At 63.8% G+C, this 26,042-nt stretch carries 42 protein-coding genes; 22 read left to right on the top strand and 20 right to left on the bottom strand.

What is annotated here, in order from left to right:
- Nucleotides 1–59: 59 nt before the first annotated feature.
- From J3U95_RS18590 to J3U95_RS18575, 4 genes are all read left to right on the top strand, one after another.
- Complete coding sequence (locus tag J3U95_RS18590; RefSeq protein ID WP_208280155.1) at nt 60–686, top strand: IS607 family transposase; 627 nt, start codon at nt 60–62, stop codon at nt 684–686.
- 8 nt (nt 687–694) lie between these two features.
- Nucleotides 695–1,867, top strand: coding sequence for an RNA-guided endonuclease InsQ/TnpB family protein (locus J3U95_RS18585; RefSeq protein WP_229519939.1), 1,173 nt, complete (start codon nt 695–697; stop codon nt 1,865–1,867).
- Nucleotides 1,868–2,014: 147 nt separating this feature from the next.
- Complete coding sequence (locus tag J3U95_RS18580) at nt 2,015–3,733, top strand: FAD-dependent oxidoreductase (RefSeq protein ID WP_208280153.1); 1,719 nt, start codon at nt 2,015–2,017, stop codon at nt 3,731–3,733.
- Between the two features lie 113 nt (nt 3,734–3,846).
- Nucleotides 3,847–6,681 (top strand): hybrid sensor histidine kinase/response regulator, encoded by a 2,835-nt coding sequence (locus J3U95_RS18575; RefSeq protein WP_208280152.1) that lies wholly within the window; start codon nt 3,847–3,849, stop codon nt 6,679–6,681.
- A 208-nt stretch (nt 6,682–6,889) separates the two neighbouring features.
- On the opposite strand, the gene J3U95_RS18570 is transcribed toward J3U95_RS18575, so the two are convergent.
- The 4 genes from J3U95_RS18570 to J3U95_RS18555 are packed head-to-tail and all read right to left on the bottom strand — an operon-like array spanning nt 6,890 to nt 8,722.
- The gene (locus tag J3U95_RS18570; RefSeq protein ID WP_208280151.1) at nt 6,890–8,011 is read right to left on the bottom strand and encodes a tyrosine-type recombinase/integrase; all 1,122 of its coding nucleotides are present in this window, start codon (nt 8,009–8,011) and stop codon (nt 6,890–6,892) included.
- On the bottom strand, nt 8,008–8,226 hold the full coding sequence (locus J3U95_RS18565; RefSeq protein ID WP_208280150.1) for a DUF4224 domain-containing protein: 219 nt from the start codon (nt 8,224–8,226) through the stop codon (nt 8,008–8,010). The genes J3U95_RS18570 and J3U95_RS18565 overlap by 4 nt, the downstream gene beginning before the upstream one ends.
- 9 nt (nt 8,227–8,235) lie before the next feature.
- Complete coding sequence (locus J3U95_RS18560) at nt 8,236–8,430, bottom strand: hypothetical protein (RefSeq protein WP_208280149.1); 195 nt, start codon at nt 8,428–8,430, stop codon at nt 8,236–8,238.
- Nucleotides 8,423–8,722, bottom strand: coding sequence for a hypothetical protein (locus tag J3U95_RS18555; RefSeq protein WP_208280148.1), 300 nt, complete (start codon nt 8,720–8,722; stop codon nt 8,423–8,425). The genes J3U95_RS18560 and J3U95_RS18555 overlap by 8 nt, the downstream gene beginning before the upstream one ends.
- Nucleotides 8,723–8,831: 109 nt before the next feature.
- Between J3U95_RS18555 and J3U95_RS18550 the strand changes: the two genes are divergently transcribed.
- The gene (locus J3U95_RS18550) at nt 8,832–9,224 is read left to right on the top strand and encodes a hypothetical protein (RefSeq protein ID WP_208280147.1); all 393 of its coding nucleotides are present in this window, start codon (nt 8,832–8,834) and stop codon (nt 9,222–9,224) included.
- 18 nt (nt 9,225–9,242) lie between these two features.
- Here J3U95_RS18550 and J3U95_RS18545 read toward each other — a convergent pair whose 3' ends face one another.
- The 11 genes from J3U95_RS18545 to J3U95_RS18495 form a co-directional block, all read right to left on the bottom strand.
- A complete protein-coding gene (locus tag J3U95_RS18545) occupies nt 9,243–9,491 on the bottom strand; it encodes a hypothetical protein (RefSeq protein ID WP_229519938.1) in 249 nt (82 codons plus the stop codon).
- Nucleotides 9,469–10,170 carry an HNH endonuclease family protein gene (locus J3U95_RS18540; protein WP_208280146.1) on the bottom strand — a complete coding sequence of 234 codons (702 nt, stop codon included), beginning with the start codon at nt 10,168–10,170 and terminating at the stop codon, nt 9,469–9,471. The genes J3U95_RS18545 and J3U95_RS18540 overlap by 23 nt, the downstream gene beginning before the upstream one ends.
- Nucleotides 10,167–10,367 carry a hypothetical protein gene (locus tag J3U95_RS18535; protein ID WP_208280145.1) on the bottom strand — a complete coding sequence of 67 codons (201 nt, stop codon included), beginning with the start codon at nt 10,365–10,367 and terminating at the stop codon, nt 10,167–10,169. Before J3U95_RS18535 ends, J3U95_RS18540 begins: the two co-directional genes overlap by 4 nt.
- Nucleotides 10,361–10,564, bottom strand: coding sequence for a DUF551 domain-containing protein (locus J3U95_RS18530; protein ID WP_208280144.1), 204 nt, complete (start codon nt 10,562–10,564; stop codon nt 10,361–10,363). Before J3U95_RS18530 ends, J3U95_RS18535 begins: the two co-directional genes overlap by 7 nt.
- A complete protein-coding gene (locus tag J3U95_RS18525) occupies nt 10,561–10,914 on the bottom strand; it encodes a helix-turn-helix domain-containing protein (RefSeq protein WP_208280143.1) in 354 nt (117 codons plus the stop codon). The genes J3U95_RS18530 and J3U95_RS18525 overlap by 4 nt, the downstream gene beginning before the upstream one ends.
- A gap of 47 nt (nt 10,915–10,961) precedes the next feature.
- On the bottom strand, nt 10,962–11,492 hold the full coding sequence (locus J3U95_RS18520) for a hypothetical protein (protein ID WP_208280142.1): 531 nt from the start codon (nt 11,490–11,492) through the stop codon (nt 10,962–10,964).
- Between the two features lie 3 nt (nt 11,493–11,495).
- Complete coding sequence (locus tag J3U95_RS18515) at nt 11,496–11,735, bottom strand: hypothetical protein (protein WP_208280141.1); 240 nt, start codon at nt 11,733–11,735, stop codon at nt 11,496–11,498.
- 2 nt (nt 11,736–11,737) lie between these two features.
- Nucleotides 11,738–11,992, bottom strand: a complete 255-nt coding sequence (locus J3U95_RS18510) for a KTSC domain-containing protein (protein WP_208280140.1) — start codon at nt 11,990–11,992, stop codon at nt 11,738–11,740.
- Between the two features lie 29 nt (nt 11,993–12,021).
- A complete protein-coding gene (locus J3U95_RS18505) occupies nt 12,022–13,758 on the bottom strand; it encodes a YqaJ viral recombinase family protein (protein WP_229519937.1) in 1,737 nt (578 codons plus the stop codon).
- Between the two features lie 26 nt (nt 13,759–13,784).
- Nucleotides 13,785–14,630, bottom strand: coding sequence for a recombinase family protein (locus J3U95_RS18500; protein ID WP_208280139.1), 846 nt, complete (start codon nt 14,628–14,630; stop codon nt 13,785–13,787).
- A gap of 115 nt (nt 14,631–14,745) precedes the next feature.
- Nucleotides 14,746–14,985: a hypothetical protein gene (locus J3U95_RS18495; RefSeq protein WP_208280138.1), complete on the bottom strand. Its 240-nt coding sequence runs from the start codon at nt 14,983–14,985 to the stop codon at nt 14,746–14,748.
- 116 nt (nt 14,986–15,101) lie between these two features.
- Here J3U95_RS18495 and J3U95_RS18490 point away from each other — a divergent pair, with 116 nt between their 5' ends.
- A complete protein-coding gene (locus J3U95_RS18490; protein ID WP_208280137.1) occupies nt 15,102–15,248 on the top strand; it encodes a hypothetical protein in 147 nt (48 codons plus the stop codon).
- Between the two features lie 207 nt (nt 15,249–15,455).
- Here the strand turns inward: J3U95_RS18490 and J3U95_RS18485 are convergent, their stop codons facing one another.
- The 5 genes from J3U95_RS18485 to J3U95_RS18465 form a co-directional block, all read right to left on the bottom strand.
- Nucleotides 15,456–15,800 carry a hypothetical protein gene (locus tag J3U95_RS18485; protein WP_208280136.1) on the bottom strand — a complete coding sequence of 115 codons (345 nt, stop codon included), beginning with the start codon at nt 15,798–15,800 and terminating at the stop codon, nt 15,456–15,458.
- A 213-nt stretch (nt 15,801–16,013) separates the two neighbouring features.
- Nucleotides 16,014–16,403: a CCDC90 family protein gene (locus J3U95_RS18480; protein ID WP_208280135.1), complete on the bottom strand. Its 390-nt coding sequence runs from the start codon at nt 16,401–16,403 to the stop codon at nt 16,014–16,016.
- A gap of 146 nt (nt 16,404–16,549) precedes the next feature.
- On the bottom strand, nt 16,550–16,846 hold the full coding sequence (locus J3U95_RS18475; RefSeq protein WP_208280134.1) for a hypothetical protein: 297 nt from the start codon (nt 16,844–16,846) through the stop codon (nt 16,550–16,552).
- Between the two features lie 41 nt (nt 16,847–16,887).
- Nucleotides 16,888–17,304 carry a surface-adhesin E family protein gene (locus J3U95_RS18470; RefSeq protein ID WP_208280133.1) on the bottom strand — a complete coding sequence of 139 codons (417 nt, stop codon included), beginning with the start codon at nt 17,302–17,304 and terminating at the stop codon, nt 16,888–16,890.
- Complete coding sequence (locus tag J3U95_RS18465; RefSeq protein WP_229519936.1) at nt 17,304–18,008, bottom strand: XRE family transcriptional regulator; 705 nt, start codon at nt 18,006–18,008, stop codon at nt 17,304–17,306. Before J3U95_RS18465 ends, J3U95_RS18470 begins: the two co-directional genes overlap by 1 nt.
- An 80-nt stretch (nt 18,009–18,088) precedes the next feature.
- Here J3U95_RS18465 and J3U95_RS18460 point away from each other — a divergent pair, with 80 nt between their 5' ends.
- The 16 genes from J3U95_RS18460 to J3U95_RS18385 all read left to right on the top strand — a co-directional run.
- Nucleotides 18,089–18,295 (top strand): helix-turn-helix domain-containing protein, encoded by a 207-nt coding sequence (locus J3U95_RS18460; protein WP_208280132.1) that lies wholly within the window; start codon nt 18,089–18,091, stop codon nt 18,293–18,295.
- Nucleotides 18,296–18,385: 90 nt separating this feature from the next.
- Nucleotides 18,386–18,637, top strand: a complete 252-nt coding sequence (locus J3U95_RS18455; protein WP_208280131.1) for a hypothetical protein — start codon at nt 18,386–18,388, stop codon at nt 18,635–18,637.
- A gap of 50 nt (nt 18,638–18,687) precedes the next feature.
- Complete coding sequence (locus J3U95_RS18450) at nt 18,688–18,882, top strand: hypothetical protein (protein ID WP_208280130.1); 195 nt, start codon at nt 18,688–18,690, stop codon at nt 18,880–18,882.
- Nucleotides 18,879–19,082, top strand: coding sequence for a hypothetical protein (locus J3U95_RS18445; RefSeq protein WP_208280129.1), 204 nt, complete (start codon nt 18,879–18,881; stop codon nt 19,080–19,082). Before J3U95_RS18450 ends, J3U95_RS18445 begins: the two co-directional genes overlap by 4 nt.
- Nucleotides 19,079–19,711: a hypothetical protein gene (locus J3U95_RS18440; protein ID WP_208280128.1), complete on the top strand. Its 633-nt coding sequence runs from the start codon at nt 19,079–19,081 to the stop codon at nt 19,709–19,711. The genes J3U95_RS18445 and J3U95_RS18440 overlap by 4 nt, the downstream gene beginning before the upstream one ends.
- Complete coding sequence (locus tag J3U95_RS18435) at nt 19,708–20,619, top strand: YdaU family protein (RefSeq protein ID WP_208280127.1); 912 nt, start codon at nt 19,708–19,710, stop codon at nt 20,617–20,619. Before J3U95_RS18440 ends, J3U95_RS18435 begins: the two co-directional genes overlap by 4 nt.
- Nucleotides 20,616–21,107, top strand: coding sequence for a hypothetical protein (locus J3U95_RS18430; protein ID WP_208280126.1), 492 nt, complete (start codon nt 20,616–20,618; stop codon nt 21,105–21,107). The genes J3U95_RS18435 and J3U95_RS18430 overlap by 4 nt, the downstream gene beginning before the upstream one ends.
- Before the next feature lie 56 nt (nt 21,108–21,163).
- Nucleotides 21,164–21,784: a DUF2829 domain-containing protein gene (locus tag J3U95_RS18425; RefSeq protein WP_208280125.1), complete on the top strand. Its 621-nt coding sequence runs from the start codon at nt 21,164–21,166 to the stop codon at nt 21,782–21,784.
- Between the two features lie 57 nt (nt 21,785–21,841).
- The gene (locus J3U95_RS18420; RefSeq protein WP_208280124.1) at nt 21,842–22,318 is read left to right on the top strand and encodes a hypothetical protein; all 477 of its coding nucleotides are present in this window, start codon (nt 21,842–21,844) and stop codon (nt 22,316–22,318) included.
- The gene (locus tag J3U95_RS18415) at nt 22,315–22,587 is read left to right on the top strand and encodes a hypothetical protein (protein WP_208280123.1); all 273 of its coding nucleotides are present in this window, start codon (nt 22,315–22,317) and stop codon (nt 22,585–22,587) included. Before J3U95_RS18420 ends, J3U95_RS18415 begins: the two co-directional genes overlap by 4 nt.
- Nucleotides 22,584–22,766 (top strand): hypothetical protein, encoded by a 183-nt coding sequence (locus tag J3U95_RS18410; protein WP_208280122.1) that lies wholly within the window; start codon nt 22,584–22,586, stop codon nt 22,764–22,766. Before J3U95_RS18415 ends, J3U95_RS18410 begins: the two co-directional genes overlap by 4 nt.
- On the top strand, nt 22,763–23,137 hold the full coding sequence (locus tag J3U95_RS18405; RefSeq protein ID WP_208280121.1) for a hypothetical protein: 375 nt from the start codon (nt 22,763–22,765) through the stop codon (nt 23,135–23,137). Before J3U95_RS18410 ends, J3U95_RS18405 begins: the two co-directional genes overlap by 4 nt.
- A gap of 41 nt (nt 23,138–23,178) precedes the next feature.
- Entirely contained in the window at nt 23,179–23,373 is a 195-nt protein-coding gene (locus J3U95_RS18400; protein ID WP_208280120.1) for a DUF1737 domain-containing protein, read from the top strand.
- A gap of 596 nt (nt 23,374–23,969) precedes the next feature.
- On the top strand, nt 23,970–24,422 hold the full coding sequence (locus J3U95_RS18395; protein ID WP_208280119.1) for a terminase small subunit-like protein: 453 nt from the start codon (nt 23,970–23,972) through the stop codon (nt 24,420–24,422).
- Complete coding sequence (locus J3U95_RS18390) at nt 24,406–25,863, top strand: phage terminase large subunit family protein (protein WP_208280118.1); 1,458 nt, start codon at nt 24,406–24,408, stop codon at nt 25,861–25,863. The genes J3U95_RS18395 and J3U95_RS18390 overlap by 17 nt, the downstream gene beginning before the upstream one ends.
- The coding region (locus J3U95_RS18385; protein ID WP_208280117.1) for a portal protein at nt 25,863–26,042 on the top strand (180 nt) is incomplete at its 3' end. The genes J3U95_RS18390 and J3U95_RS18385, both read left to right, overlap by 1 nt.

Raw genomic sequence — 26,042 nt, 5'->3', positions numbered from 1 at the left:
AGGGAGGGTTATTAACAGTTAGATGAGAACTTGTTTAAATCTATGCAGTCTTATGCATTATGAACAAGTTCGTTTCCATCGGCACGGCTGCGCAAGCCTTGGGCGTCTCGACCAGTACCCTGCGTCGCTGGGAGGCCAGCGGTCGGCTCACTCCGGTACGAACAGAAGGAGGTCAGCGCCGGTACGACTTGGCCGCCTTGCGACCTGAAACGCAGGGCGGTGCTCAGGCGGTGCGCAAGACTGTCGCCTATGCGCGGGTGTCCAGTCATGATCAACAGGCGGACCTGGAGCGGCAAAAGCGGGTACTTGAATTGTACTGCGCGAGTCATGGATGGGCGTTCGACATGATTACCGACCTTGGGTCGGGCATGAACTATCGCAAGAAAGGCTTGAAACGTTTGCTCGATGGGATAGTCGAAGATGAGGTTGGGCGCCTGGTCTTGACGCACAAGGACCGGCTGCTGCGTTTTGGCGCAGAGCTGATTTTCTCCCTGTGCCAGGCAAGGCAGGTCGAAGTGGTCATCATCAACCAGGGCGAGGACACCAATTTCGAAGAAGAGCTAGCCAGCGATGTGCTCGAGATCATCACCGTCTTCTCGGCCCGTCTCTATGGAAGCCGCAGTCACCGCAACCAGAAGCTGATCGATGGCGTGCGCACAGCACTCAAGGAGTCGCAATGTATCTAGGCCATCGCATGCGACTCGATCCGAACAATGTCCAGGCGACGTACCTGGCACGTGCCGCCGGCACTGCACGTTTCGCCTATAACTGGGCCTTGGTCGAGTGGAGGCGGCAGTACGAGGCAAGCAAGACCGATCCGACGGTGGACAAGCCAAATGAGGCGGCGTTGCGGCGCCAGCTCAATGCGATCAAGGCCGAGCAATTCCCCTGGATGCTGGGAGTGACCAAGAACGCACCACAGATGGCGATCATGCAGTTGGGGCAAGCATTCGAGAATTTCTTCAAAGGTCGTGCCCGCTATCCCACCTTTCGCCGCAAGGGCCGTGACGATCGATTTACATTAAGCAATGACCAGTTCCGTGTCGAGGAAAATCGCATCCACATTCCAAAACTGGGATGGGTTCGCATGCGCGAATCCCTGCGTTTTTCCGGTCGCATCGTCTCGGCCTCGATCAGCCGCATTGCCGATCACTGGTATGCGAGCATCACTGTAGACATCAAGGATCAACTTCAACCGCCAGCCGAAACCCAAGGCGCGGTGGGAGTCGACTTCGGTGTGTCGGCGCTGGCCACGCTGTCGACCGGTGAAGTGTTCACCGGCCCGAAAGCGTTGGGCACACTGCTCGCCCGTCTGCAACGCCTGTCGCGCGAGGTTTCACGCAAAGTCAAAGGATCACGCAATCGTGCCAAGGCGAAAGCCAAGCTTGCCCGGCTATACGCCAGGATTGCCGATCAGAGGCGCAACGGCCTGCATCAGTTGAGCACCTATATCACCCGCTGTTTCCACACTATCGGTATCGAAGACCTGCACGTGAAGGGCATGCTCGGAAACCGTTGCCTGGCCCGAGCGATCGCTGACATGGGATTTGGTGAACTTCGCCGCCAGCTGGAATACAAGGCGACGCGGCGCGGCGGCCAGGTTGTCGTGGTGGATCGCTGGTATCCGAGCAGCAAGACGTGCTCCTGCTGTGGCTACCGGATGGATGTGCTTCCACTGACGGTTCGCCATTGGCGTTGTCCCGGCTGTGGCGCACTGCACGACCGGGACATGAACGCAGCAATCAACCTGAAAAACATGGCGGTGAGTTCCACCGCATCGGCCTGTGGAGGGGCAGGCGCTGGCCTCGCGCGTCAAGTGCGAGGTGAAACCGGCCCCGGTGAAGCAGGAATTCAACAGCAAAGTTAACTATGGATAGCTTCGCGTAAGTTTGAAGGAACGGATTTACACGCCTTGGGTACCCATCCTAGGGTATAGCTTACAAAACGACCGCCCTGGATTACCATGCAGTCGCCAGCACTCCATCCGACCAGCCCAGCCGAGCCGAGAACCGCCATGAACGACAGCACGCCCGAGTCCCTGCCCGAACCGTCCGTCATCGATCCGCGCTACCTGATCGACCTGAAAACGCGCGGCCACCAGGTCTATCCCGTCCTCGGCGAGGACGAACTCAAGCGCATCCGCCGCTTCGCGACCGAGCGCAGCTGGCACGACGGCGACTATGTGTTCCGGGCCCTGGTCGATTCGCCGGGCATGGTGGTCGTGCTGTCCGGCCAGCTGCGCTGCAGCCGCAGCAATGCGCTGGGCCACCGGGTCGAGGTGCATCTGTTCGAGCCCGGCCAGTTCACCGGCGAAGTCTCGCAGCTGTCGGGCCGGCCGCCGCTGGTCGACGGCGTGGCGGTCGGCCACCTGGAAGCCCTGGTGCTCGATCCCGAGGCGCTGCGCGCGCTCCTGATGGCCGAGGCGGTGCTGGGCGAACGCGTGATGCGCGCCTTCATGCTGCGCCGCGCGCGCCTGATCGGCGAGCAGCCGACCGGGCCGATCCTGATCGGACCGTCCGGCCACCCGCGCCTGTTCGAACTCGAAAGCTTCTTGTCGCGCAATGCGCAACCCTATACCCGGCGCGACCCGGCCTCGGATCCGGATGCCGCCCAGCTGGTGCGCGAACACTGGCGCCAGGAACACGACTGGCCGCTGGTCGCCATGCCGGACGGCTTCGTGATCAAGAACCCGAGCCTGCTCGAGGTGGGCCGCTTCCTGGGCACGATGCCGCGCATCACGCGCGACATGGTCTACGACGTGCTGGTGGTCGGCGCCGGCCCGGCCGGCCTGGCCACGGCCGTGTATGCCGCCTCGGAAGGCCTGTCGGTGATGGTGCTGGAACAGCGCGCCTATGGCGGCCAGGCCGGCGCCAGCGCGCGCATCGAGAACTTCTTCGGCTTCCCCACCGGTATCTCGGGCCACGCCTTGGTCAGCCGCGCTTTCGTCCAGGCCAGCAAGTTCGGCGCCGAGGTCGCCATTCCCGCGCCGGCGATGCGGCTGCTGTGCCGCGAGCGCCCGCTGCGGGTAGAACTGGACGACGGCAGCTGCGCGCGGGCGCGCAGCGTGGTGCTGGCGGCCGGCGCGCGCTACCGCAAGCCCGAGCTGGACGACCTGGCCCGCTTCGAGGGCCGCGGCGTCTACTACTGGGCTTCGCCGGTCGAGGCGAAGGTGTGCCGCCAGAAGACCGTGGTGCTGGTCGGCGGCGGCAACTCGGCCGGCCAGGCCGCCGTCTACCTGGCCGCGCATGCGAAGACCGTGCACCTGATGGTGCGCGGCAACGGTCTCGAGGCCAGCATGTCGAGCTACCTGATCGAACGCATCGCGGCGACCACGAACATCGTACTGCACACCCGGCTCGAACTGGCCTCGCTCGAGGGAGACGATGGCGGCCTGGAGCGGGTGCACTGCCGCAGCCGCAGCGGCGGCCCACCGGTCGTGTTCGATAGCCACCACCTGTTCCTGTTCATCGGCGCCGATCCCAACAGCGACTGGCTGCTCGAATGCGGCGTGGAACTGGACCGCAAGGGCTTCGTGCTGACCGGCTACGAAGCCACCGGGCGGCATGGCGGGCGCGATCTCGAGACGAGCGTGCCGGGCGTGTTTGCCGTGGGCGACCTGCGCGCCGGCTCGACCAAGCGTGTTGCGGCAGCGGCCGGCGAAGGGGCGGCGGTCGTGGCCCAGGTCCACAGGTACCTGGCCGAACAGCAGCAAGTCGACGAGGCGGCCGGCTGACCACCGCACTAGAGGACGCCTGGACGAGCAAGTATTGTCACGCACCATTACAATTGCCAGTCGATCAATCACCCCGTATCGTTCAGGGCTACCCAGCTTTTATTCCAGACACTTTGAATTCCAATTTCAGCTTCCTGGCCGGCGGCGGCGAGATGGGCGCTCTCATGCGCGCCTACGATTGGCAACACAGCCCGCTCGGCCCGCCCGATGGCTGGCCCTCGACACTGAAGACCGTGCTGCGGGTCCTGCTGTCGAGCAATCACCCAATGTTCATCTGGTGGGGCGACGACCTGATCCAGTTCTACAACGACGGCTACCGCCAGACCCTGGGACCGGAGCGCCATCCTGCTGCCCTCGGCCAGCCCGGCCGCCCATGCTGGGAAGAAGCCTGGGACCTGATCGGACCGGACATCGAGCGCGTGATGCGCAAAGGCGCCAGCGCCTGGTACGAGGACCGCCTGGTGCCGCTGACCCGCAACGGCCGCCGCGAAGACGTCTGGTGGACCTATGGCTACAGCCCGATCGAGGACGAGGCCGGTATCCACGGGGTGCTGGTGATCTGCAACGACGTCACCGAAGACCACCTGCTCCGGCTGCGCCTGGAACAGACGAATCACGCGCTGATCGAGACCATGGACGACGCGTTCTGCCTGATCGATCTGGTCTACGACGAACAGGATCGTGCGGTCGACTATGTCTTCGTGGAAGCCAACCACGCCTTCGTCCGCCACACTGGCCTCGTCGACTGCGTGGGCAAGACCGCACGCGAACTGGTGCCGGACCTGGAAGAACGCTGGATCGCCACCTACGACGAAATCGCCCGCACCGGCGTGGCGCGGCGATTCGAGGAAGGCTCGCAGGCGATGAGCCGCTGGTTTACCGTCTACGCCAGCCCGATCGCCCATCCAGTCAAGCGCCGCGTGGCCCTGCTGTTCACCGACATCACCGAACAGAAGAACGCCGAGCGTGCGCTGCGGGCCAGCGAAATCGCGGCGCGCGCAGCGGCCAGCCAGGCCGAAGCCGACCGCCGCCGCCTCGATGCCCTGCTCAGCTCGGCGCCGGTCGGGATCGTCTACGTCGACGAGCATGGTGCGCTGTCGGCCGTCAACCGCATGAACCGCCAGCTGTGGGGCGAGCATCCGATGTCCACCAGCCAGGACCAGTACGCCGAATGGCGCGGCTGGTGGGCCGACGGCTCTGAGCGCCACGGCCGGCAGATACGGCCGGAAGAATGGGCGCTGGCGCGCGCGCTGCGCGGCGAGCAGGTGGAGGCCGACGTCGTCGAGATCCAGCCTTTCGGCCGGCCGCACGAGCGCCGCACCCTGCTCACCCGCGCCACCGCGATCCGCACGGAGGATGGCGCCATCGCCGGCGCCGTGGCAGCCTCGATGGACCTCACGGACCAGGTCGACACGCAGCGCGCGCTGCGCGAAAGCGAGGAAAAGTTCCGCACCATTACCGATGCGATGCCGCAGATGGTATGGTCGTGCCGGCCCGACGGCCAGAACGATTATACGAACCGGCGTTGGAGCGATTTCACCGGACTGCCGAAGCAGGAACTGGCCGGCAGCAGCTGGACCGCGGCCATCCATCCCGACGACCTGCCCCTGCTGCTGGCACTGTGGGCCGACAGCGTGGCGAGCGGCGCGCTGTTCGAGATCGAGCACCGGCTGCGCCACCATGGCGGCGAATATCGCTGGGTGCTGAATCGCGGGCTGCCGGTGCGCGATGAGGCCGGCGCCATCATCCGCTGGATGGGCACGGTCACCGACATGCACGACCAGAAGCTGGCGGCCGAGGAACTGAAGGCGGCAAACGCGCGCAAGGACGAGTTCCTGGCCATGCTGGCCCACGAGCTGCGCAATCCGCTGGCGCCGATCAGCACCGCCGCCCAGATGCTCAAGCTGTCCGGCGCCGATCCGAAACGCATCGCCCATGCGAGCGACGTCATCGGCCGCCAGGTGCGCCACATGGTCGAACTGGTGGACGACCTGCTGGACGTCTCGCGCGTGACGCGCGGCCTGGTCGAGCTCGAGCGCGAGCCGGTCGACCTCAAGGCGGTGATCCACAATGCGATCGAACAGGCGCGTCCGCTGATCGAAAAGAAGGGTCATACCCTGTCGACGCGCCTGGGCGCGGCCAACGTCACCGTCACGGGCGACCGCAAGCGGCTGGTGCAGGTGATGTCCAACCTGATCAACAATGCGGCCAAGTACACGCCGGATGGCGGCGAGATCACGGTGTGCGCCGATCCGCTGCCGGATACCGGCCAGGTGAAGCTCTGCGTGAAGGACAACGGCATCGGCATCGAGCCCGCGCTGCTGCCCGATGTGTTCGAATTATTCACCCAGGCCAAGCGTACGCCGGATCGCGCCCAAGGCGGTCTTGGATTGGGGTTGGCGCTGGTGCGCAGCATGGTCAACCTGCATGGCGGGACGGTCGAGGCGCATAGCGACGGGCCGGGACGGGGCAGCTGCTTCAGCGTGGTGCTGCCGCTCGATGCGCACAACACGATTGCCGGCGCCGGCCGGATCGAGGGCGACGCCACGCTCGCTGCGCGAACGGCGCTGCGCATCATGATCGTCGACGACAACCGTGACGCAGCCGACTCGCTGGGCATCGTGCTGTCTGCGGTTGGGCACACGGTGCAGGTCGAGGATTCGTCGATGGCGGCGCTGCGGCGGGTGCGGAAAGACAGCTTTGACGTCTGCCTGCTCGATATCGGCTTGCCGGATATGGATGGCTATCAGCTGGTGGGAGAACTGCGCGCGGCGCCCCTTGTGGCCGGTGCGGCCATGATCGCGCTGAGCGGCTACGGCCAGCCGCAGGACATGGCGGCGTCGAAACGGGCCGGGTTCGCCAGGCATCTGGTCAAGCCGGTGGACGTCGGGCAGTTGCTGGGCGTGCTGGACGAGCTGGCGCCGACATCCCGAGGATCGCAGCCGTAAAATGAAAAAGCCAGCTCGAAAGCTGGCTTTTTCACTGATTCCTTTGGTCGGGGCGAGAGGATTCGAACCTCCGACCCCGTGCACCCCATGCGCGGACGCAGCCGCCCGAAACCCGCATGGATACTAGCTCTGCGCTAGAGACATCTAATATACAGTGGTGCGCGAAGGGTCAGCTATGCCCCGGGAAACCTGATCGCTGCAACCAGTATTAGATGGATTTCCAGGGTAGTTTGATGTCGATCGCCGACACGTCGGGGATGGCTTCCTTGATGTAAATCTCGCTCGTCTTCCTAGAGGTGTGCGCCAGGCGCGTCTGGATTTCCCCCATCTGCTTCCCTGCCCTCGCCGCGTCGGTGGCGCCCAGCGCGCGTAAATCCTTGAATGTCACGTCGTCGGTGATGCCGGCGCGCTCCCGCGCTCGATCCCACATCGAGATCAGCCCGGTCTTCGCGTAGGGCGTGCCCTTCTGGCTGGGGAACAAGTAGGGCGAGATGATCTCGTAGCCCTTCTTGATGGCGCGGGCCCGGTCGATGACATCCTGGATGGCGGGCGTGATCTGGATGTCGACTACCTTGCCGCTCGTCTTCTTCGTCTTGCTCGGCGCCAGGCGGATATACCCTTCCTCGATCTGGCTTTCCTTCATCGTCCGGATGTCGATCGCGCGGGCCCACAGCAGGTAGGCCATGTCGATCAGGCAGGCGAACATCGGGCCGCTGGCCGTGGGGATGGCCTGGCCGGTGTCCTTACGCGGCTTGCTGAACATGCCGGCGGCGCGGATGCGCTGCACCTGGTCATGCGTCAGCAGCACGGTGCGGCGCTGCGTCTCGAAGTCGCTCAGGTCGAGCTGGTCGATCGGGTTGTCCTGGCGCAGCCCGAGTCCGGACACGGCATACCGGAACAGCTTGCTCGCCAGCGCACCGTACTTGCGCGCCGTGTTCGGCTTGTCCGAGAACTTCTCGCGCAGGAAGTCGGCGAATTCCTTGGTGGTCACCTCGACCACCAGGAAGGCTTCGAACTCGTCGGCGATCACGTTCAGAAACCGCGAGTACTGCTCTTGCGTCTCCGCGCTGTACTTGGCCAGCTTGTGCTGCTTGAACTCGGCGCACAGGTGCGGCACGGTGCCCTGGACGTGCGTCTTGCTGCCCAGGAGCTCGGCCAGCCGATTCAGCATGGCCACCTCCCCTTCCCCCACGCCGCACAGCCGGATCCACGTCTTCAGTTCCTTCGTCTTCGGGTCGCGGATCTTCTCCGGCGCCACGTAGTAGTACGCGTTGAACTTGATGTACACCCGGCGCGGGAGCCCGCGGTTCGTCTTGCGCTGCCTGTTCATTGCCTTGCTGATTTCCTTTTCGGTCCCGCCGGCGCCGCTGGCGATTGCGTGCCGGCCGGGTTTTTCACGTATGCGCGCAGCACGCACACCGTATTGTCGATCCTTCGCAGCTGCGCCGGGATGCCCAGCGCCTGGAGGGCGGCCAGTTGCTTCTTCGGGAGCTTGTAATGCGTGATCGCGTAGATCTCGTCGCTCGATAATATGAGGTCTTCCATCGTCCGCTCCTATTCCATTCCCGCATCCAGGTACTGCCGGCGCTCGCGCGGCGGCCGCGCTTCACCGACACCTGGTCGAACCATTCCGCGCGTGCTCGGCGCCGGCGCAGCCAGCGCGCGCCGGTCGAAGCCGTCGCGGCGCTCAGGCAGCAGCTGGCCAGGGCCGGCATCGCGCCATCGGCGGTCGGGGCCGCGGTCAATCATGGTGGCCACCTTCGCTCTCGTCGAACTCGACGTTGGCCGGCGCCTTCTTCGGCGCGCCATAGCCCATGTCGTTCTCCTGGGCGATGTCGACCAGCTCTTGCAGCGCCGCGTGCTTTCGCTGGCGTGCCAGTTCGCCCTCCAGCAGCTTCGCGATCGCCGGCGCCGGGCCGACCGCGACGAACAGCGGCGGGTTGGTGTCCGGTACCGGCAGTACGCAGGCGGCGGCGCGTTCGAGCGCTAGGTGGGCCAGCGCGGCATCGATAAGCTTGGGTTTCGTGGTCACTCCGTTCATACAGTCCTTTCGAATAATGCCAAATCTGATATTGGCGAAGCAAAATTGTTGTTTGATGACAAATAGTTTGAGAAGGTGTAGAGTTCGGCCACCAACTCCCAGGACAAGCATGAGCGAACCCATTTTCAAAAAAGTCAGCGGGCGATTTATCTGGCGCAGCGGCGAGACGACCATCCTTCCCACCTACTTGATCTTGGAGCACTCCCCGGTTTCTTTTCCAGACCTTGAGACAGCCCAGCGGATTTACAGGTTGCTCGAAGCTGCACAGCGAGTGAATGGCAGACGGCTACTTACCGAGCGCACCTTGAACGAGATTCTCAAATACGCTGCAGATATGGCAGGCCCCAGGTGCGCATTTGAGGGATGGATCGTGCGAAGTACAGGCGACGCAGAAGGACGTAACTGGGACGTCAACTGGCGCGGCGCTGACCGTCGCACCAAATCCCTCATGTACAGCGCGGTGACCAAACTTCGCAAGACCGTCAATCTGCTCGATTTCTGAAGCGCTCGCGTTCAGGGGTTAACCGCCCAGCCGATGTTGCCGAATACCGGTGATCCCAGGCGGCAGCGCTTCAGCTTCTTCCAGGAAGCCGGTACCCTTCTGGCCCGTGGCCTTCGCATACTCGACCTCGACCTTTGCCGTGTTCACCATCACCTGGGACAGGTCGCCAATGACCTTCGCGCGGTCGATGTCCAGACGTCCAACCTTCACGCCCTCGATGGTCTCGAACAGCAGTTCGCGAAGGTCAGCGATGTTCTTCGTGCTCATAATTTTTCATCCTCTTGTTGATCTGGCGGGTGAGTACAGCACGCAGCTGGATCACCTCGTTTAGTTCGGGCGGCAGGTTGTGCCGCGTGTTTCGCTTCATGTTCTCGGCCAAGCTGATGCACTCGACCCGGTCGATCGTGATCTCCTCAAGCACGTTGGTGCGCATCCCGGGCCGGAATACCACCATGTGCTTCGGCGGCACCGGGCCATTCGCCTCGATCCATACCAGCTCATGCACGCTGCGCCAGCGAGCGCTGTTGTTACCCTTGTTGTTGCTGACCTTGCGGAGCAGCACGTTGTCTTTGTCCAGCTTCAGGCTCCCGATCGGGAGCGTGTTATGCGGCATCTGCCCCGGCTTGAAGTGGGTGGCACGGCAAGCCTCCTGGACGCCGGCAACACCCCTGACGCCCTTATTCCACGGCACCAGACCTTTTTGGAACCGGCATGCACGCGCTGGATGATCCGGCCGGTCCATCTGGCGCGCCGACTCCGCCGCAACAAACTCGGCCGTTTTCTTCAGGCCCAGGCTGTTCGCCTTCCGGTAGACGGTCTGCAACGAATGCCCCACCATGAATGCGATATCCTCGGTCTTGAAGTTCGGGTAGAACGTGCACAGCAAATCGAGCTGGTCTTCAGTCCATACCGCCTTCGGTGCGTTGATGCCACGCGACTTCGTCATGCTGCCCTCCATTGGCACGCCGGCTGTTCGCAGCGCGCCACCACCGTTTCACCGTCGACCACGCGCATCGCCGACTTGCCGGCACCGCCCACCTCGAGCAGCGCGGCCGCGGCTATTTCGACGCGATCGCGCTGCGCCGCCGGGAAGGTCATCACATTGCGCCAGGCGCCTGAGTCCTTGATCTGCAGTTTCAGCATGCCGCACCTCGCGCTGGTGCCGCCGGCAGATGCATCCAGTGCGTGACGGTCTCCGTGACCTCGGCGCCGCTGACGTAGATCCAGCGGTCGTTATCGCGGACGGCTGGCCAAACCTCGCCATCGTCCAGCGCGATCAGCACCAGGATGTCGTCGTCGGGCAGCACCGTCGACGCATCGATCCACGTCGGCGCGCTCACGCTGCTGCTCCCCGCGCGGGCCCGAACAGCGCCGCCACCAGTGGATCCCGCCACATGCCGACCTGGCCAGCCCGGGCGGCGTACTGCTTAAGCTCGAACACCGCATCGATCTCGTCGTCGGAGCAGGCCAGGCCGGGCTCGGTGCCGAGCGCATACAGCGCCAGGCCGTCGCGCTTCTCGTCAGTCGCATAGACCTTGCCGGCGGCGCGCAGCTTGCGCAGGTAGGCAAAGCCGGTGCTGCGGTTCACGTCCAGGCCTGCGATCAACTCCGCAGCCGTCAACGGGCCGTTGGCCAGCAACTCCTGGGCTTTCGCCATGGCCGCTTCGCGCGCGGCCGTGCGGTGGTGCATGCTCAGCCTGGAGAGCGCACCCTGTGAATGTTGGTCGCGCGCCATGATCAGGCCGCCTTCTTCGGCGCGTCTTCGCCGAACAGCTCCTGCACGGTCTGCGGCGCCGGCGGCGTGATCGACAGGATGATGTCGCGCTGGATGAAGTTGCACAGCGGGCCGATCACCTTTTCGTCCGGATGCGCGATAATCCGGCACTGCACGGTGACGGTGCCGCCTTCCTGGGCGGTGAACTTGAACTTGTCGACCTTAACGTCGCCCAGGACGATGTTGCTGTCGCCGCCCATGCCGTAATCGACCTCCACCGAATAACCAGTGCACTCCTGATCCCACTTCATGGGGCCGAGCTTCGGCAGGCGCAGCGCGGTCATGCTGTCGCCTTCGAGCTGCTCGACCAGATCGGGGTTCTCGTCCCTCTTGTAGAGCATGGCGCGCAGATCGGGATGGAAGTCGTTCAGCACGGAGCTAGCGCAGGCCACCTCGATCATGAGGTCGCATGCTGGCTTGGGCTGGTCGCCGTGCAGCTCGGCGCGCGGGTTCACACTGGTCAGCTTGGCTTTCTGGTCTTTCAGTTGGAACATCGGTCAGTTCTCCTGGATATGGTTCTTGGGGTCGAGGGCAAAAACGAGGTACGGTTTGCGGATAAAGTCGTGGAAGCGCTGCGCCGCCGTGGGGTTGCGGTCGATCTCGCCGCGCGACTTCACCTCGCAGATGGCGCGCACGCTGCGCACCGCTGTTTGCTCGTCCGGCACGCGCAGGAACCGCTGGAACAGCGGCTCCCGACAGCGCAGGGCCAACCAGGTGGAGAGGCGCTGCGTCCTCATGGTCAGTCGATCTTCGCGTAGGGGAACTTCTCGGCAAACGGCTTGATGTTCTTGTAGAAGTGCGAGCCGACCGACGGCGCCGCCTGCAGCTGGGCGAACTGCTCGGCGTCGAAGTTCTGGTAGTGATAGGTGTTGCCCACGCTGGTACCGCGCTTGAACTGGATGGCGAGGATGCTGTTGTTGGCGTCGTGACCGATCGCTGCGATCTGCGACGATTCGACGGGTGCCATGGTGATACTGATCTCGGTGGTGTTCATGCTGTTTCTCCTCTGTTGGTGGTGGGTTATTACGCTGCAGCGCGGGCGCTGCGCACGTTGGTGATGTGGCCGATCAGCGCGGTGCAGATGGCCGGGAAGTCGGACTCGTGGTACAGCACCGCGGCGCGGTCGCGGCCGGCGGCGGCGAAGCCTAGGCTGGCCAGGAAGTCGGCGGTGAGCGCGAAGCCAAGGCGCTCTGCGATGTGGCCCAGGCGCAGGGTCGGTGGCGTGGTGCTGGTGGCGGCCGGGCGCGCGGTCTCGATCGGCGTCACTGCGGCGCCATCGGTCGGGAAAGGCCAAGCCTTGTTCGGCACCAGCTCGGCCTGGCCCGGCGCCGATGCGCCGGTGGCCGCAATCGCGTTTGCCGCGGCTCGCGCAGCAGCTTCATCACGTGCGAGCGCTTCGGCTTCTGCCTGGGCCTGTGCCGCGGCTTCCGCGCGCTGGCGCGCCGCTTCCTGCTCCTGGCGCAGGCGCTCGGCCTTCTCGGCCTCCTGGCGCTTGTGCGCATCGATGCGGGTCTGCACTGCCAGGCGGAAATCCTCGTCCGGCTTCTGGATGACTGACTGCAGGTCGGCGAACAGGAACTCATGCCCGGCCGCATGCTCGCGATACCAGGACAGGCGCGCGCGGACGCCGGCGGCGATCGCGTCGACGGCAATCTTGCCGTTGGCCAGCTCGGTGTCGACCGCGTCCTGCAGCGTGGCCAGGGTGCGCTTGTTCTTCATGGCGCCGGCGAAGTCGCGAGCCTGGAACACCAGGCGCAGCGGAGCGATTTCCTTGTCGAGTGCCGCCACGTAGTCGGCGAAGGCCTGCTTGGCGTTGGCCAGGATGCCGGCCTTGATCAGTTCCTTCTTGTCCTTGACCGTCTTCTGCAAGGTCAGGCGCTTGCCGCGCAGCTGCTCGGCGATGTGATCGATGGTGCGCATCAGGTCCGCGATGTCGGCGGTCTGCTCGAGCGCGGCGCGCTTCGCCTGTTCCAGGTCTTTCTCGGCCTGCTCGCAGAACTTGACGTTGGCCTCCGCGTTGGCGAAGTCCTCGTCGGTCACCAGGTCGGTCTTGATGCTGGCGATGAAGCGCTCGGCTTTCGCCTTGAAGGTCGGCAGGTTGGTGGTTGCCACCTCGCCGCGGATCTCAATGCGCAGCGCCGGCAGCGCCATGATCGGATCGGCTTCCGGCTTCGGCGCGTAGTTGGCCGGCTCGTAGGTGGCCAGGTCCTTCTCGAACTGGGCCCAGCCGGCGTCGATCCGCTCGTGCCAGGCTGGATCCGGAAGCACGTCCATGTGCACGAAGTTGTCCAGCGTGCCGTCCGAGCACACGAACACGACCTTGCTGCAGCCGGTCACCATCATGATCTGCTGCGGCTGCGGCATGTACTCGTCCGGCAGCTCGCCGGCGGCGATCGCATCGGCCAGCGCCTGGTTCCATTGCTTGTGCTCGAAGGCGACGTCGCCGGCCATGGTGAGGCCGTCGCACGATGCCGATTTGCGGCCCAACGAACAGGTGACTGGATACAGCTCGGTACCGATCAGGTCCTCGACCAACGGGCGCGCCAGCGCTTCCACGTGATGGCCGTAGTCCAGGATGTTCGCCTGGACCCAGTCGCTGAATTCCTTCGGCGTGCCGGTGTGCTTCATGTGCAGCAGCTCGGTGCGGCGCACGCGCGTCGAGATACCCAGCATGGCGGCCGCCTCGCTGGCGCCGAAGCGCTCCAGGCGGAACAGGTCCCAGTCGGTGCTGCCCTGGACGAGGTCATGGATTTGCATCATCTTCTTCTCCGTATCGTGGTGATGGTTCAGTCGTTTTCGTGGGCCCAGCTGTCGATCGTCAGCTTCTGGTCCTCGGTGAGGGTCTGGCGGGTCTGGATCATCGCGATCAGCTGCGGCACGGTCTTCTTGCCGGACTGGATGAGGTCGCGCCATTCAGTCGTCTTGGCTTCGAAGTGTTCGGCGCTGCAGGTCGGCGGTTCCTGGGAGCTCTGCTCCACCGCGTTCGCCTGGCGCACATCAGCGCGCTGCGGTTCCTGGGTGATCGTGTAGCTGCCGTCGGCCGAGATGTCGATGACGTCCTGCATTTCCTCGGCCGTACTCAGGCCCATGCTGATCTCGGGGGCGTAAGCGCGCTGCCAGAACGCGGCCGCGCGATAGATGAACATCTGCTCCGGCATCGTCTTCCACTTCGAGCCGTTCTTCTTGTCCCAGCCCTCCGCACGCACCATGCTCCAGTCGACCCAGGCGCCATCGAGACGCTCGCCGCTCTCGCGCTCGATCGCCCACGCCCGGCAACCGAAGTCCGCTGCGTTCTTCTCGCCGCGCCATTCGTAGCGCAGCGCCGAGAAGCGACCGCACGTATTCACGCTTGCGATCAGGAACTTCGACGACCAACCCGGATTGCCGTGCACGATGTACAGGTTCTGCATCACCATCAGCTCGTCGGCCTTCAGGCGCTGCGCCAGGTTCAGCGCGATCATGCAGTTCGCGACCTGGTTCTGGTACTGCGCCGGCACCAGCGTCGAGCTGGAGAAGGCCTTCGCCACGCGCTGCATCAGGTCGAAGCCCGCGGCGTCGAAGAAGCCGGCGCGCACCGGCATGTTGTCCTGGCGGGTGGCCAGCGCGTTGGAAGTGGTCTGTGGTGCGTTCAAGTTGCTCTCCTGGGTCAAAAACCGAAAACGTAGGTGCGCAGCGCGCGGGTGATCGCCTTGCGCGGGCCGAAGCCGGCCAGCAGGGACAGGCGGTACTGGGTGCGGATATGGCGGATCATGCGAAGCCCTGCTCGATCTGCTGGCGGCGCTGCATCAGCTTCACCTGGCGCATGTGCTCGGCCTGCAGCATCGCGACCGCCTCGACGCGCGCCAGCTCGAGGTGGCGCGCGTTGCCCTCGCTCAGGGCCAGCTGGTGACGGATTACGGCCAGGCGCAACGGCTTGGTCAGCTTGCGCGCCAGGCGGCGCAGGACGCGGTACGGGCCGCGGGCGATGCGGACGGTTGCAACGGTCATCCCTACTCTCCTTGTTGGCGCCGGCGCGGCCGGCTTCGTGTTGGTGCCGGTTACGTCTCCGGCGCCGCTGGTGCGGCCGTGCATGGCTTTGCCTTTACGCGGAACTGTGCTGCTCCATGCTTCCCCGCGGTGGTGGCCGGGCGCCCTACTTCGTCGCGGTGCAGGCGCTGGCGCCGACCGGGTCACCACAGAGCAAGGTGCTGGGCGCTACTCCAGCTGGTGTCATCGCTCCGCTTCTCGGGGCTTCGGCGCGTCCGCGCTGATTGTGTCGATGACCGGAACCTCGGCGGCTCTCGCCTGCCCTGGTGGGCGCTTGTTCCCGCCCTTCCCGCACGTCTGCTTTCCGTGCTGCCCTTGCTCTGTGGTCCCTGTCTTTCCAGGGTGTCAGGGCATGCTCTGATCCCACAGTCCCGTTCACTGACCCGGGCAAGGCAAGGCGCGCTTCGACGGGGCGCGCCGCACGTTCGGGTCTACGCCGGCTGGGCGTCCAGGTGGCGGGCAATGCGGTCGTCGCCGGCCAGCGCGCGCTGTTCGCGCTCGAGCGCAGCGACTTCGCGCTGCGCCATTTCTTCGGCTTCGGTCCAGATCAGGTCGGTGAGCACGCCCTGCAGGCTGTTCGTGCCGGCCAGCGATTCGAGGATCAGCGTGGCGATCGCCTGGTCGTCAGTGAGGTAGTCGCCCAGCAGCTCGGTGATCAGCTTCGTGGCCTGCGGCTGGCCGGCGCGCACGGCGGCGGTGAGGCCCGCGGCCTTCTGGCGGGTGATGTTGATCAGCTGCTGTTCGTGCTGGTCATGGGGTGGGGCGATGCGGGTCATGGCGTCTCCAGTCGGCTGCTCGGCGGGTGCTGAGCTTGGTTGCGATGGAGTTATTTTAGGCATACCTAAGTTCGGACGCAAGACTTATTTTCGGTATGCCTAAATTTTGTTGCACTCTGAGGCAACGCGGCAAACCAGCCAGCGCAGCCGGCCCGACCCACGGGCGCAAAAAAGCCCGCGCATGGCGGGCTTACTTGGCGAGAACTGGACCGCTTACTTTGGCGTCGGTGTTGGAGCAGCCTGCAACTGAGGCGCGATAGCTGGCGCGGTTGCTGCACTCGGAACGGCAATGACGATGGGAGCAGGCTGCTGCTGCATTGTTTGCTTGTCGCCCTTGCTCAGATTGATGAACAAACCAATGATCGCAACACTTATCGAAACAGTCGAAATCACGGTAGCGATAATCCACTTCATAGAGTCATGATTCTGTTTTGCCGCATCGGTTCGTCCGTCTGCGATCTCCGTTCTCAGGGCCGCAAACTCTGCCCGTAGGTCAGCGAAGCCCGTCTTAATGCTCGTGTCGAAGTTCGCTAGACGCGCGTCTACCTCCGCCTTGTTCTGGGCAAGCTTGGCGTCGATTTCCTGACGGTTGAGATCGGTCATTGCCTTTGTAGACGTAGTTTTCTGCTGAGGGAATATCCAGCTCAGAGAGCTATCTGCTGGGGGAGACCATTGTACATGACCAGGCTCAGTTACGTCGTTGATTCCCAACAAGCCCTTTCTCTCCGGTTGTTGAAAATTTGGAAGATTCATCCCTTTTGCGCCTTCCACGTTGCGATAAGGCCAAGCGCATGGCAACGGATATATCCGCAATTATTGCAGGCGATTGCAGCTACTGGAATCGAAGGAGGAGGTATAGCAAAGCCACTTGTCTTATGAAGCGCCATCAGACTAATTGTGTGGTCTTCGTCCCCAATCACGGACCAATTATTTTGAGCGCAAGCAGGACATGTATGAATAGTGACTTTCTCAACCACGAAATCACGAATGTCCTCGCCGGTAATTCCATTCATCGGATTTGGGTTATCTTTACTTTCTTCAGTCATCTTACCGTTTCTCTAAAAAATCATAACAACCACAGCGATGATTATTTTTTTAAGCTCGCCTTACAAACAAAATTCAATACATTTTCGCCGAACGATTCGGGAACGACTTCAGCAAACTCTAATTTCGCACGTGGGATCGCGATATCTTGTACGACCTTCCCTTCAAAAACGGAGTCATAGAGCAGCTCGCGTTCGGTGGCACTAGTCCTGTCGCTACAATCTATGATGTACATATTGACCACTCGCGAGTAGACCTTACCCTCATTACTCGTCGCTGGCGTCGTCATTAGATACTCTGCCCAAGCTTTTCGCTTTCCATTTTTTAGCTTAACGATACTTTCGATATCCACATTTACCGTTGTATCGCCCCCTTGAGCTACGCGCTCCCAGTTTGCACACTGAGCGAATCCGGGCAAGAGTAGTGCCAGGGCTAACAGCCTTCGTATAATGTTCTTCATTAAATATGCGTACTCTCTTTTCTCACAACTCGACCGATCACAATGCACTCTGCGCCCTTGCAAGCTTTACGATGGTATTTCTGTTTGTCGGCATTATCGGAAGTTAGCCACCACATGCCAGCATCGCGCTGTACTCGCTTAACAACGACCTCACCTTCATAGTTAATGGCATATACCACGCCATCGACCAGTTTCTTATCGGCAGTGTTCACCACAATCACATCGCCATCGTGCAAGGCAGTCTCCATGCTGTCGCCACGAACCACAATGGCCAGCAGATCCGACACCGAGTAGCGCTCGCGTCGCACCCAGTCCGTGGGCACTCCTGTTGTCTCACCGTCGTAGTGCTCCGCCTCGACCTGGAAGCCAGTAATCCCGGCCTGCACTTTGATCTTCACCTTCGCTATTTGCGTGACGGTTGGATCGTCCGGACCCGCCTCGTGCACCCCTCTTGCGCCAGGTACAGCAGATGCCGTGTGAGCGTTCGAGGCGCGGCCGTCCAGCAGCCAGTGGGGATCCACGCCCAATACCTCGCATATCTTGGTTAGCCGAGGGCCGGAAATTTCCTTGATTCCGCCGTCGAAAAAGCTCTTCTCCCAGTCCGTTACGGTCGCGTTGGACACGCCGATCGCTTTGGCAAACGCCGTCTTGTTGAGGCCCTTGGCCTCTCGCGCCTCGCGCAACCTTTGTTTCCAGTCTTCCATTAGGTAATCCTAAATGAATCGAGATAAGGCAAGCCTAAAAATACTTGCGCGTTTTCTTAGGTATGCCTAAAATGCGATTTATGGACACCTTCAACCCCAACATCATCATCGATCGGCTCGGCGGTACGTCCGAGACCGCCCGCCTCTGCGAGGTAAAGCCACCGTCCGTCTCCGAGTGGCGAAAGACCGGGATCCCAAAGGCTCAGTTGAAGTTCCTGCGCCTTGCTCGCCCCGAAGTCTTCGAAGACGCCGGCGAGCAAAGTCCATCCGAGTTCCCTCCGCAGTAATCACTGCGTTTTTTTGCGCCGGTCCTGTTGCCGACCGGCTCTTTCCCACCAGTAGTTCCCCCGTAACCCGCATCACCAAGGAGCAACAACATGAGCCTCAACCCCAAGACTCGAACCGAAACCGTCGAAGTGCTGTTCAACCCGGCCGAGCTTTCCGGCCTGGATCGCATCTGCCAGTCGTTCGGCATCGCGCGCAGCACCTTCCTGCGTGGTCTGAGCAACAACGCCGTGCGCACGCATGGTACGGGCATGTCGCACCAGCAGGAATCCCGACGTTGTCCGGGTCCTGGGCGTGCAGCAGGCCGGGCGCGCGGCATCAACACCGGCCGGAGGCATCTTTAATGGGTTCCGACTGCGCCACCAGGAATCAACGAAGCAAAGGAATCGAATAGATGGACACACCAGCACGGGCGCCTGACGCCTCGAAGCTGCTTGCGATGGCCGACAACGTCGCCGTGCGCAACAGGGTGTACAAGCGCGCGCGCCGCACCGGCGAAGAGTCGCGCGAGTACGGCCGCCTGAATAAGAGCATCAACGACCTCACCGAGACGGCCGAGAAGCTGCGCAAGGCGGGAGGTCAGCCATGACCGACCAGATCATCAGCATCGCCATGATCCAGGAGAAGGCCCGCCGCGCGTTCAACCGCGGCGCCGGCCGAGACGAACACGGCTTCAACTGGCATTCGCCGGCGATCGAGGCCTGGCAGGCTGAATGGGATCGCTGCGCGCTGACCTGGCACGCGACCACGAAGCAGCAGGCCCAGGTGGCGAAGGTGTCGCCGCCATGACGAACCTCGCCGAATTGGCCACGCCAACCGCTGCCCTGTGGAGCGAGCGCCTCATTGCCCGCGCGATCGCGCTGCAGACCTTCAAGCGCCGCTACCTGGTGGCGGTACCGAACTGCACCTGGACCGGCCACGAATGCGACCTGCTGGTCGTGACGGATGACCTGCGCATCATCGACGTGGAGGTGAAGATCAGCCGCGCTGACCTGCGCGCCGATGCGAAGAAGGAGAAGTGGTGGACGCGGCGCTGGGCATTCCCGTTCACCGGGACGACGGGCGGCCACGCCCTGGCCGGGCCGCCGGCGCCACCCATGCCAAACAGCCATCCGCCGAAGGTCTGGAAGCACTACTACGCCCTGCCGAAGGAAATCTGGACGCCAGACCTGGAGGCGAGTCTTCCGTCCAAGGAAAGTGGCATCCTGCTACTCCACCGCGACTATGAGAGCGGCTACCCGAAGCCCGTTGGCCACCGGCCTGAAATAGCCGTGTCGTGCATTCGCCGCGCGAAGCCGAACCGTCATGCCGAGAAGATCAGCGCCGCTGCGGCCGTCGACATCGCCCGACTGGCCAGCCTGCGCATGTGGGATTCGTATCAGCAGCTCGAGGCAGCGACCTCGAAGGTGGTCGGATGAATTTCTACAAACGCCACATCGGCGACTACATAAAGAAGGCCGGCCACCTGTCGCTGCTCGAGCACGGCATCTACGCGCGCCTCATGGACGTCTACTACACCCGCGAGGCCGGTATCCCCGAAGACAAGGCTGCGCGCCTCATCAGCGCCAGGTCGAAGGAGGAGCTGCAGGCGCTCGCCAACGTTCTGGACGAGTTCTTCACCCTGGTCGACGGGCTGTGGACGCAAGGCCGCTGCGAGGAGGAAATCGGCAACGCCAGCGAGAAAGCGGAGCAGAACCGGGAGAATGGGAAAAAGGGAGGGAGGCCGAAGAAAACGGCAACCGAACAGAAACCCACCGAAAACCCAAACGGTTTTGATTCTGGAAACCATGTGGGTTTTGAAAAAAACCTTAGCCAGACTCCAGACTCCAGACTCCAGACTAAAACCCTTGGAAGCGGCGGCTCTACTCAACCGGAGTCGGGCGAGGATGACGACCGCTTGCCGCCTCGCCCGCAGCACCAGGGCGTGAACCCCGACATGCGCGCCGTGGCCATCGCCACCCTGCTGACCGGCGCCGGCGTCAAGCGGGTGACCGCCTTCCATCCCGACGTCGCCGTGACCTGGGCACAGGACGAGCGCGTCACCGACGAGCTGCTGCTCGCTGCGATTGCCAAGGCAAAAGAATCGCTGGGCGACGAGCCGTTCCACACCGCCTACCTGCGCCCGATCATCGTCGAGCTGCTGAACCCGCCGGCACCGAAGCAGCCGAAGCAGCGCGATGACGACTGGGCCTGGAAGCGAAGCAACGCCGGCATCGACGCCAAAGGCCGAGAGTTCGGCATGTTCGCCCGTGGCAGCGAGAGCTACCCTGACTTCGCAGCCCGGATCCAGGTCGAGATCGACAAGCGGAAAGGACGTGCAGCATGACCCACACCCACGAGGATCGCATCGCCGATCGCCCTGCCCACCTGTGCGCCGCCTACGGCTGCCCGCTCATCGGCTCGATGTCCTCGAGCACCAGCGGCAGCACCGAGTGGTGGTGCTTCGCCCACTTCGGCGCCACCGCAGGCCGGTTCCAAATGATCACGAACGAGATGCGCCGCCTGCAATGGCTGTCGATGGCGGTGCACGACGTCCGCTTCCACGACAAGCCCGGGACCCAGGCTTCGCGCGCAGCCTTTGCCACGATCGAGCGCGAGCTCACCGCGCATGGCCGGCCCGACCTGCTGTGGATCCGCCCGAACGGAGAGCAGCCCCTGGGCGAGAAACGCTGGCGTTGGCTCGAGCGCCTGGAGGCCGCGCTCAAGACCGAGCTGGCCAGCGTGCTCGACGCCTCGAACGACCAGGCCGCCCTGCCGATCGCGGGTGGATCCGTGGGGACGTTCGAGAAGGTCGGCTTCGACATGCCCACCTGACCGAGACCATTTCGCGCGCGAGCGCACAACCGCAGCACCCATAGGAGAAAAGCAACATGATCACACCCACCGTCGGCCGCGTCGTCTGGTTCCATCCGGCAGCTAACACCCGGCATGCCGACTTTTCGCCACCAGCAGCAGGCGAGCCCGTAGCGGCCATTATTGCCGCTGTCTTGCAGGGCCAGCCGGTCGACATCGTCAACCTGGCCGTGTTCGACGCCGTGGGCACTTCCCACGCTCGGACGATGGTCCCGCTGATCCAGGAAGGTCAGGACGTGCCAGAGGGCGGTTACTACGCCACCTGGATGCCGTACCAGATCGGGCAGGCAAAGAAGGACGCCTCGCTCGGCCAGGCTGGCACCGGAGAGAACCGGGCGTGCTGGTCCGGCTCCGACCTGGATTTCGGCACCGCACTGCTCGCGCTCAAGGACGGCAAGCGCGTGGCGCGCGCCGGCTGGAACGGCAAGGGCATGTGGCTGATCCTGGTGCCAGGCACGCCGCGCGCCGAGCTGCGCGAGGGAACGCCCTACGCCAAGGCGCTGCAGCAGCCGGCCTGCGAGATCCTGCCGCACATCGACATGTGGACTGTGAACGCCGAGGGTCGCCGCGCGATGCTGCCAGGCTGGCTCGCATCGCAGTCCGACATGCTGGCCGAAGACTGGCTGATCGTCGAGTAACGCACCACCCCGCCCGGCCGCGCGCCGGGCCACGACAACGACAAGGAGAACGACCCCATGAACATCCTGGCCATCGACATCGGCACCACCACCGGCTGGGCCCGCACCGACCGCAACGGCATCGTGCACGGCGGCAGCGCCAAGTTCGCGCCGCTCGCCATGGAAAAGCCCGGCCACCGCTGGCTCAAGTTCCGCGCCTTCCTGGGCGAGCAGCGCGCGGCCGGTGAGATCCACGCGGTCTACTACGAGGACGTGAAGCAGCACGCCGGCACCATCGCGGCCCACATCTACGGCGGCTTCCTCGCATGCCTGGAGATGTGGTGCGCGGCCAACAACGTCCCGCTGCGCCCGGTCGGCGTCGGACAGGTCAAAAAGCACTGGACGGGCAAGGGCAACGCGGACAAGGCCGAGATGGTTGCGACGGCGCGCGCCAAGGGCTTTCGGCCGGTCGACAACAACCACGCGGACGCGCTGGCTATCCTGGCGCTGGCCCAGCATATCGAGGGCGTGGCGCCGGTGCGGGAGGCAGCGTGAGCGAGGACATCGAAGCCATCGAGAAGCGCGCCTATGCCCGCTGCTACGCGGCCGGCCGCAAGAAAGCGAAGACCATTCGTGACGAGGCGCACCGCCGGCGCGAGCGCCAGGCGTTCCTCGATCGTGCATTCCTGGCCGCCCTGCCCTTCGCGATGCAGCAGTCCACCTGGCAGCGGGACGGCAAGAAGATCGACACGGTGGGCGAGCGCGTCGACCTCGCGTGGCGCGTGGCGATGACCTCGATGGCGGCGCGGAGGATGGCACCATGACGATCGCCATCGCCGAGAAGACCGACGCCGAGCTGGCAGCCGACGCACGCATGATCGTGGCCGCGCTCTCGCGCATTCGTGTCGAGGCGTGCAAACGCAAGATCGACATCGACCTGCTGCAGTACAGCGACGGCACGCTCCAGGTCGAGATCGAGCGCGTGACGAGGGAGAAGCTTTGACCGACCGCCGCGACATCGGCTCGCGCCTGGAGAACTGGGCGCGGGTCTACCGCCCTTCCCGCACCGTCGGCGTCAGCGCCACCGGCAAGTTCTGCGACCAACTGCAGCGCGAGGCCGAGGGCGAGAAGCCTAGCGGCGAGCGGCGCAAGGTGGACGAGGCCGACGCGCACGCGATCGAACTGGCCATGCGCCACATCACGCGCCGCGACCGGCTGCTTCTGCGCTACTGCTACATCGACCAGTCCAGGCCGGAGGAGGTCTGCCGCAAGCTGAGCCTGGCACATCGTCCGGCAACCGTGTTCGTCACCGCGTTCCGCCAGGCGCAGACTGCGCTTGAAATCATGGTGTCAGACAACTCCCGCGATCGATAGTTGCCTGGGAGATGTACAATAAATTTTTCCAAGGAGACATCGTGAACAAAAAGATCACCGAATACCAGTTGGTGCAGGCCGAAGATCCGCTTCTCTTGGAGCAGGAAGTCCGCGAGGCTCTGATCCTTGACTGGCAGCCGATTGGCGGTATTTCAGTCGTCGAGGAGAACGGAATATACACGTTCACCCAAGCCATGGTCGTGTATGAGGATGTGGACGAAGACGAAAACTCTTGACAGCCGGAAATCTCAGCAGTAAATTCCTGCTCACAACTTAATTCCGTCCAGAAATCCGACGTGTAGAGCTTCCCTGATGGGAGCCCCCGGCGTGAAGGACGAACAACGAAGCCCCGCAGTCAGCGATGACGCGGGGCTTTTTGCTTTCCGATCAATGACCAGCGAGGGCCATATGCACAAGTAAGCCATGATCGGCCGTTCTGCCGCACGCCGGCAGCGTAGAGCGCGACGAAACGCGCACGGGGTCAGACTTGCCCGAGAAGTGCCGGAGCCCCCGCCCGGCCAGACTTCGAAGACGGCACCCACGACCACATGAACATGACCTGGCACTGGCCAGACAGCCGGCGCGATACCCGCGCAGCCGGCGCCGGACGCTGTAACCGGCCCCTATCCCAACCGGAGCAACCATGCCCTTCCAGCTGTCCATCCCCGACGAGCGGCGCTGGCTGCTGGTTCTGCTCCAGCTCGAGCAAACACGCATCGCGCTCCACGCGGCCGCGCCGCCGCCCAACCGTGTTCTCCCCTCTCCGAGATCGATCGGAGTTCCCGCCCCGGCCAGCCCAACAACTGCCGGGGCATTTTTTTGACCGAATACCATGACCGCGACCACCTACAAGCCCAAGCTGGCCGCTCAGTTCTGCGCCGCAGTCGCGGAGGGCGACAAGAGCATCCGGGCGATCTGCAAGCTGCCGGGCATGCCCAGCAAGGCCACCGTGTTCCGCTGGCTGGCCGAGAACGAAGATTTCCGCAAGCTGTACGAGCTGGCGCGCGACGAGCAGGCCGAGACCCACCTCGATGAGGTAGTCGAGCTGGCCGACAACGCCAAGGGCACCAAGATCGGCGTGGCCAAGGCCAGGCTGCAAATCTACGCGCGCGTCGAGTTGGCGCAGAAGATGAAGCCGCGCAAGTACGGCCGCCAGCTACAGCTCACTGGCGAAGGCGGCGGCGCCGTGGAGCACAAGCACAAAGTGACCAACCTGACCGACGAGCAGCTCGACGCCAAGATCGCGGCACTGGCCGCCGCAGCGAACAATGACAGCGGCGAATAGGGCTGAGCGGGAGCTGCTGCTGGCCCTACTCCAAGAGCGCGAGCGCCGCGCCCAGGTCTACCGCTACCGCCGCATGTACGCCAAGCTGTACGCCTGGCAGCGCGAGTTCATCGCCAACACGGCGGATTACTCGCAGGTCTGCCTGATCGCGGCCAACCGGATCGGCAAGACATTCACCGGCACCTACATCGATGCCGTGCACGCCCTGGGCGACTATCCGGACGACTGGGAGGGCCACACCTTCGGTCATGCGCCGCTGATCTGGTGCTTGGGCTACTCGGGCGAGAAGACGCGCGACCTGCTGCAGGAGCCGATCCTGGGCAGGAAGGATGGCAGCTCGTTCAGCGGCGGCCTGATCCCGCCTGAGCACATCAAGGGCTACGAGTCGATGGCCGGCACGCCGAACGCGCTGCGCACCGTCTACGTGCGCCAGATCGGCGGCGGGGACGTGCAGGCCGGCGACGCGGTAATCCAGTTCTGGTCGTACTCGCAGGGCCAGCACGCCCTGATGGGCGACAGCGTCGACTGGTTCCACATCGATGAGGAACCGAAGGACGACGAGATCTTCCCCCAGGTGCTCACGCGAACCGCCACCGGCGACCAGCAGCGCGGCGGCCGCGGCATCTTGACCTTCACGCCTGAGAACGGCCGCACCAGCCTGGTGATCCAGTTCATGGACGACCCGTCGCCGGTGCAGAAGTACATGCAGAAGGGCTGGGACGACGCGCCGCACCTGAGCACCGAGGCGAAGGAAGGCCTGCTGGCCAGCTACCCGGCGCACCAACGCGATATGCGAACGAAAGGAGTCCCGATGCTGGGACACGGACGAATTTACGACCTGGCCGAAGATGACATCACCTGCCAGCCCTTCGACATCCCACGCCACTTCCGAGTCATCGACGGCATGGACTTCGGCTGGGACCACCCGCAGGCGCACGCGCAGCTGGTGTTTGACCCCGAGGGCGACATGTTCTACGTCACGAAGGCCTGGAAGAAGGAAAAGACCAAGCCGATCGAGGCCTGGGGCGCCGTCAAGGGCTGGGCCGCCACCGTGCCCACCGCCTGGCCTGCCGACGGCCTGCAGACCGAGAAGGGCAGCGCGCTGCAGCAGAAGTCGTACTACGAGGACGCCGGCTTCACGATGCTGGTCGACCAGGCCACCTGGGAAGACGGCGGCAACGGCGTCGAAGCCGGCCTGTTCGAAATCCGTGACCTGATGCTGTCCGGCCGCTTCAAGGTGTTCGCCGGCCTGCGCGACCTGTTCGACGAGGTGCTGCAGTACCACCGCGACCCCAAGGGCAAGATCGTGAAGAAGCGCGACGACATCCTGGACGCCGTGCGCTACGCCTACATGATGCGGCGCCACGCCATCGCCTACGGCGACATCGGTCGCAAGGCCTGGGAGGGCGACCTACCCTATAAATCGATTGGAATTGTGTAATGGCTAAGATCAATGCCGAAACGTTCGACAAGCTGCTCGACCACGAAATCGAGCAAGCCACCACCTGGCAGAACCACGCCATCAACCCGGAGCGCGAGCGCAATTACGCGCTGTACCTGGGCCTGCCGGACGGGAAGGAAGTCGAGGGCCGGTCCCAGGTGGTGAGCTGGGACGTGTTC

The organism is Massilia oculi, from assembly GCF_017582745.1.
Lineage (GTDB): Bacteria > Pseudomonadota > Gammaproteobacteria > Burkholderiales > Burkholderiaceae_D > Telluria > Telluria oculi_A.
Note: the sequence above shows the minus strand (reverse complement) of the source record. Positions and strands in the feature narration are given on the sequence as shown.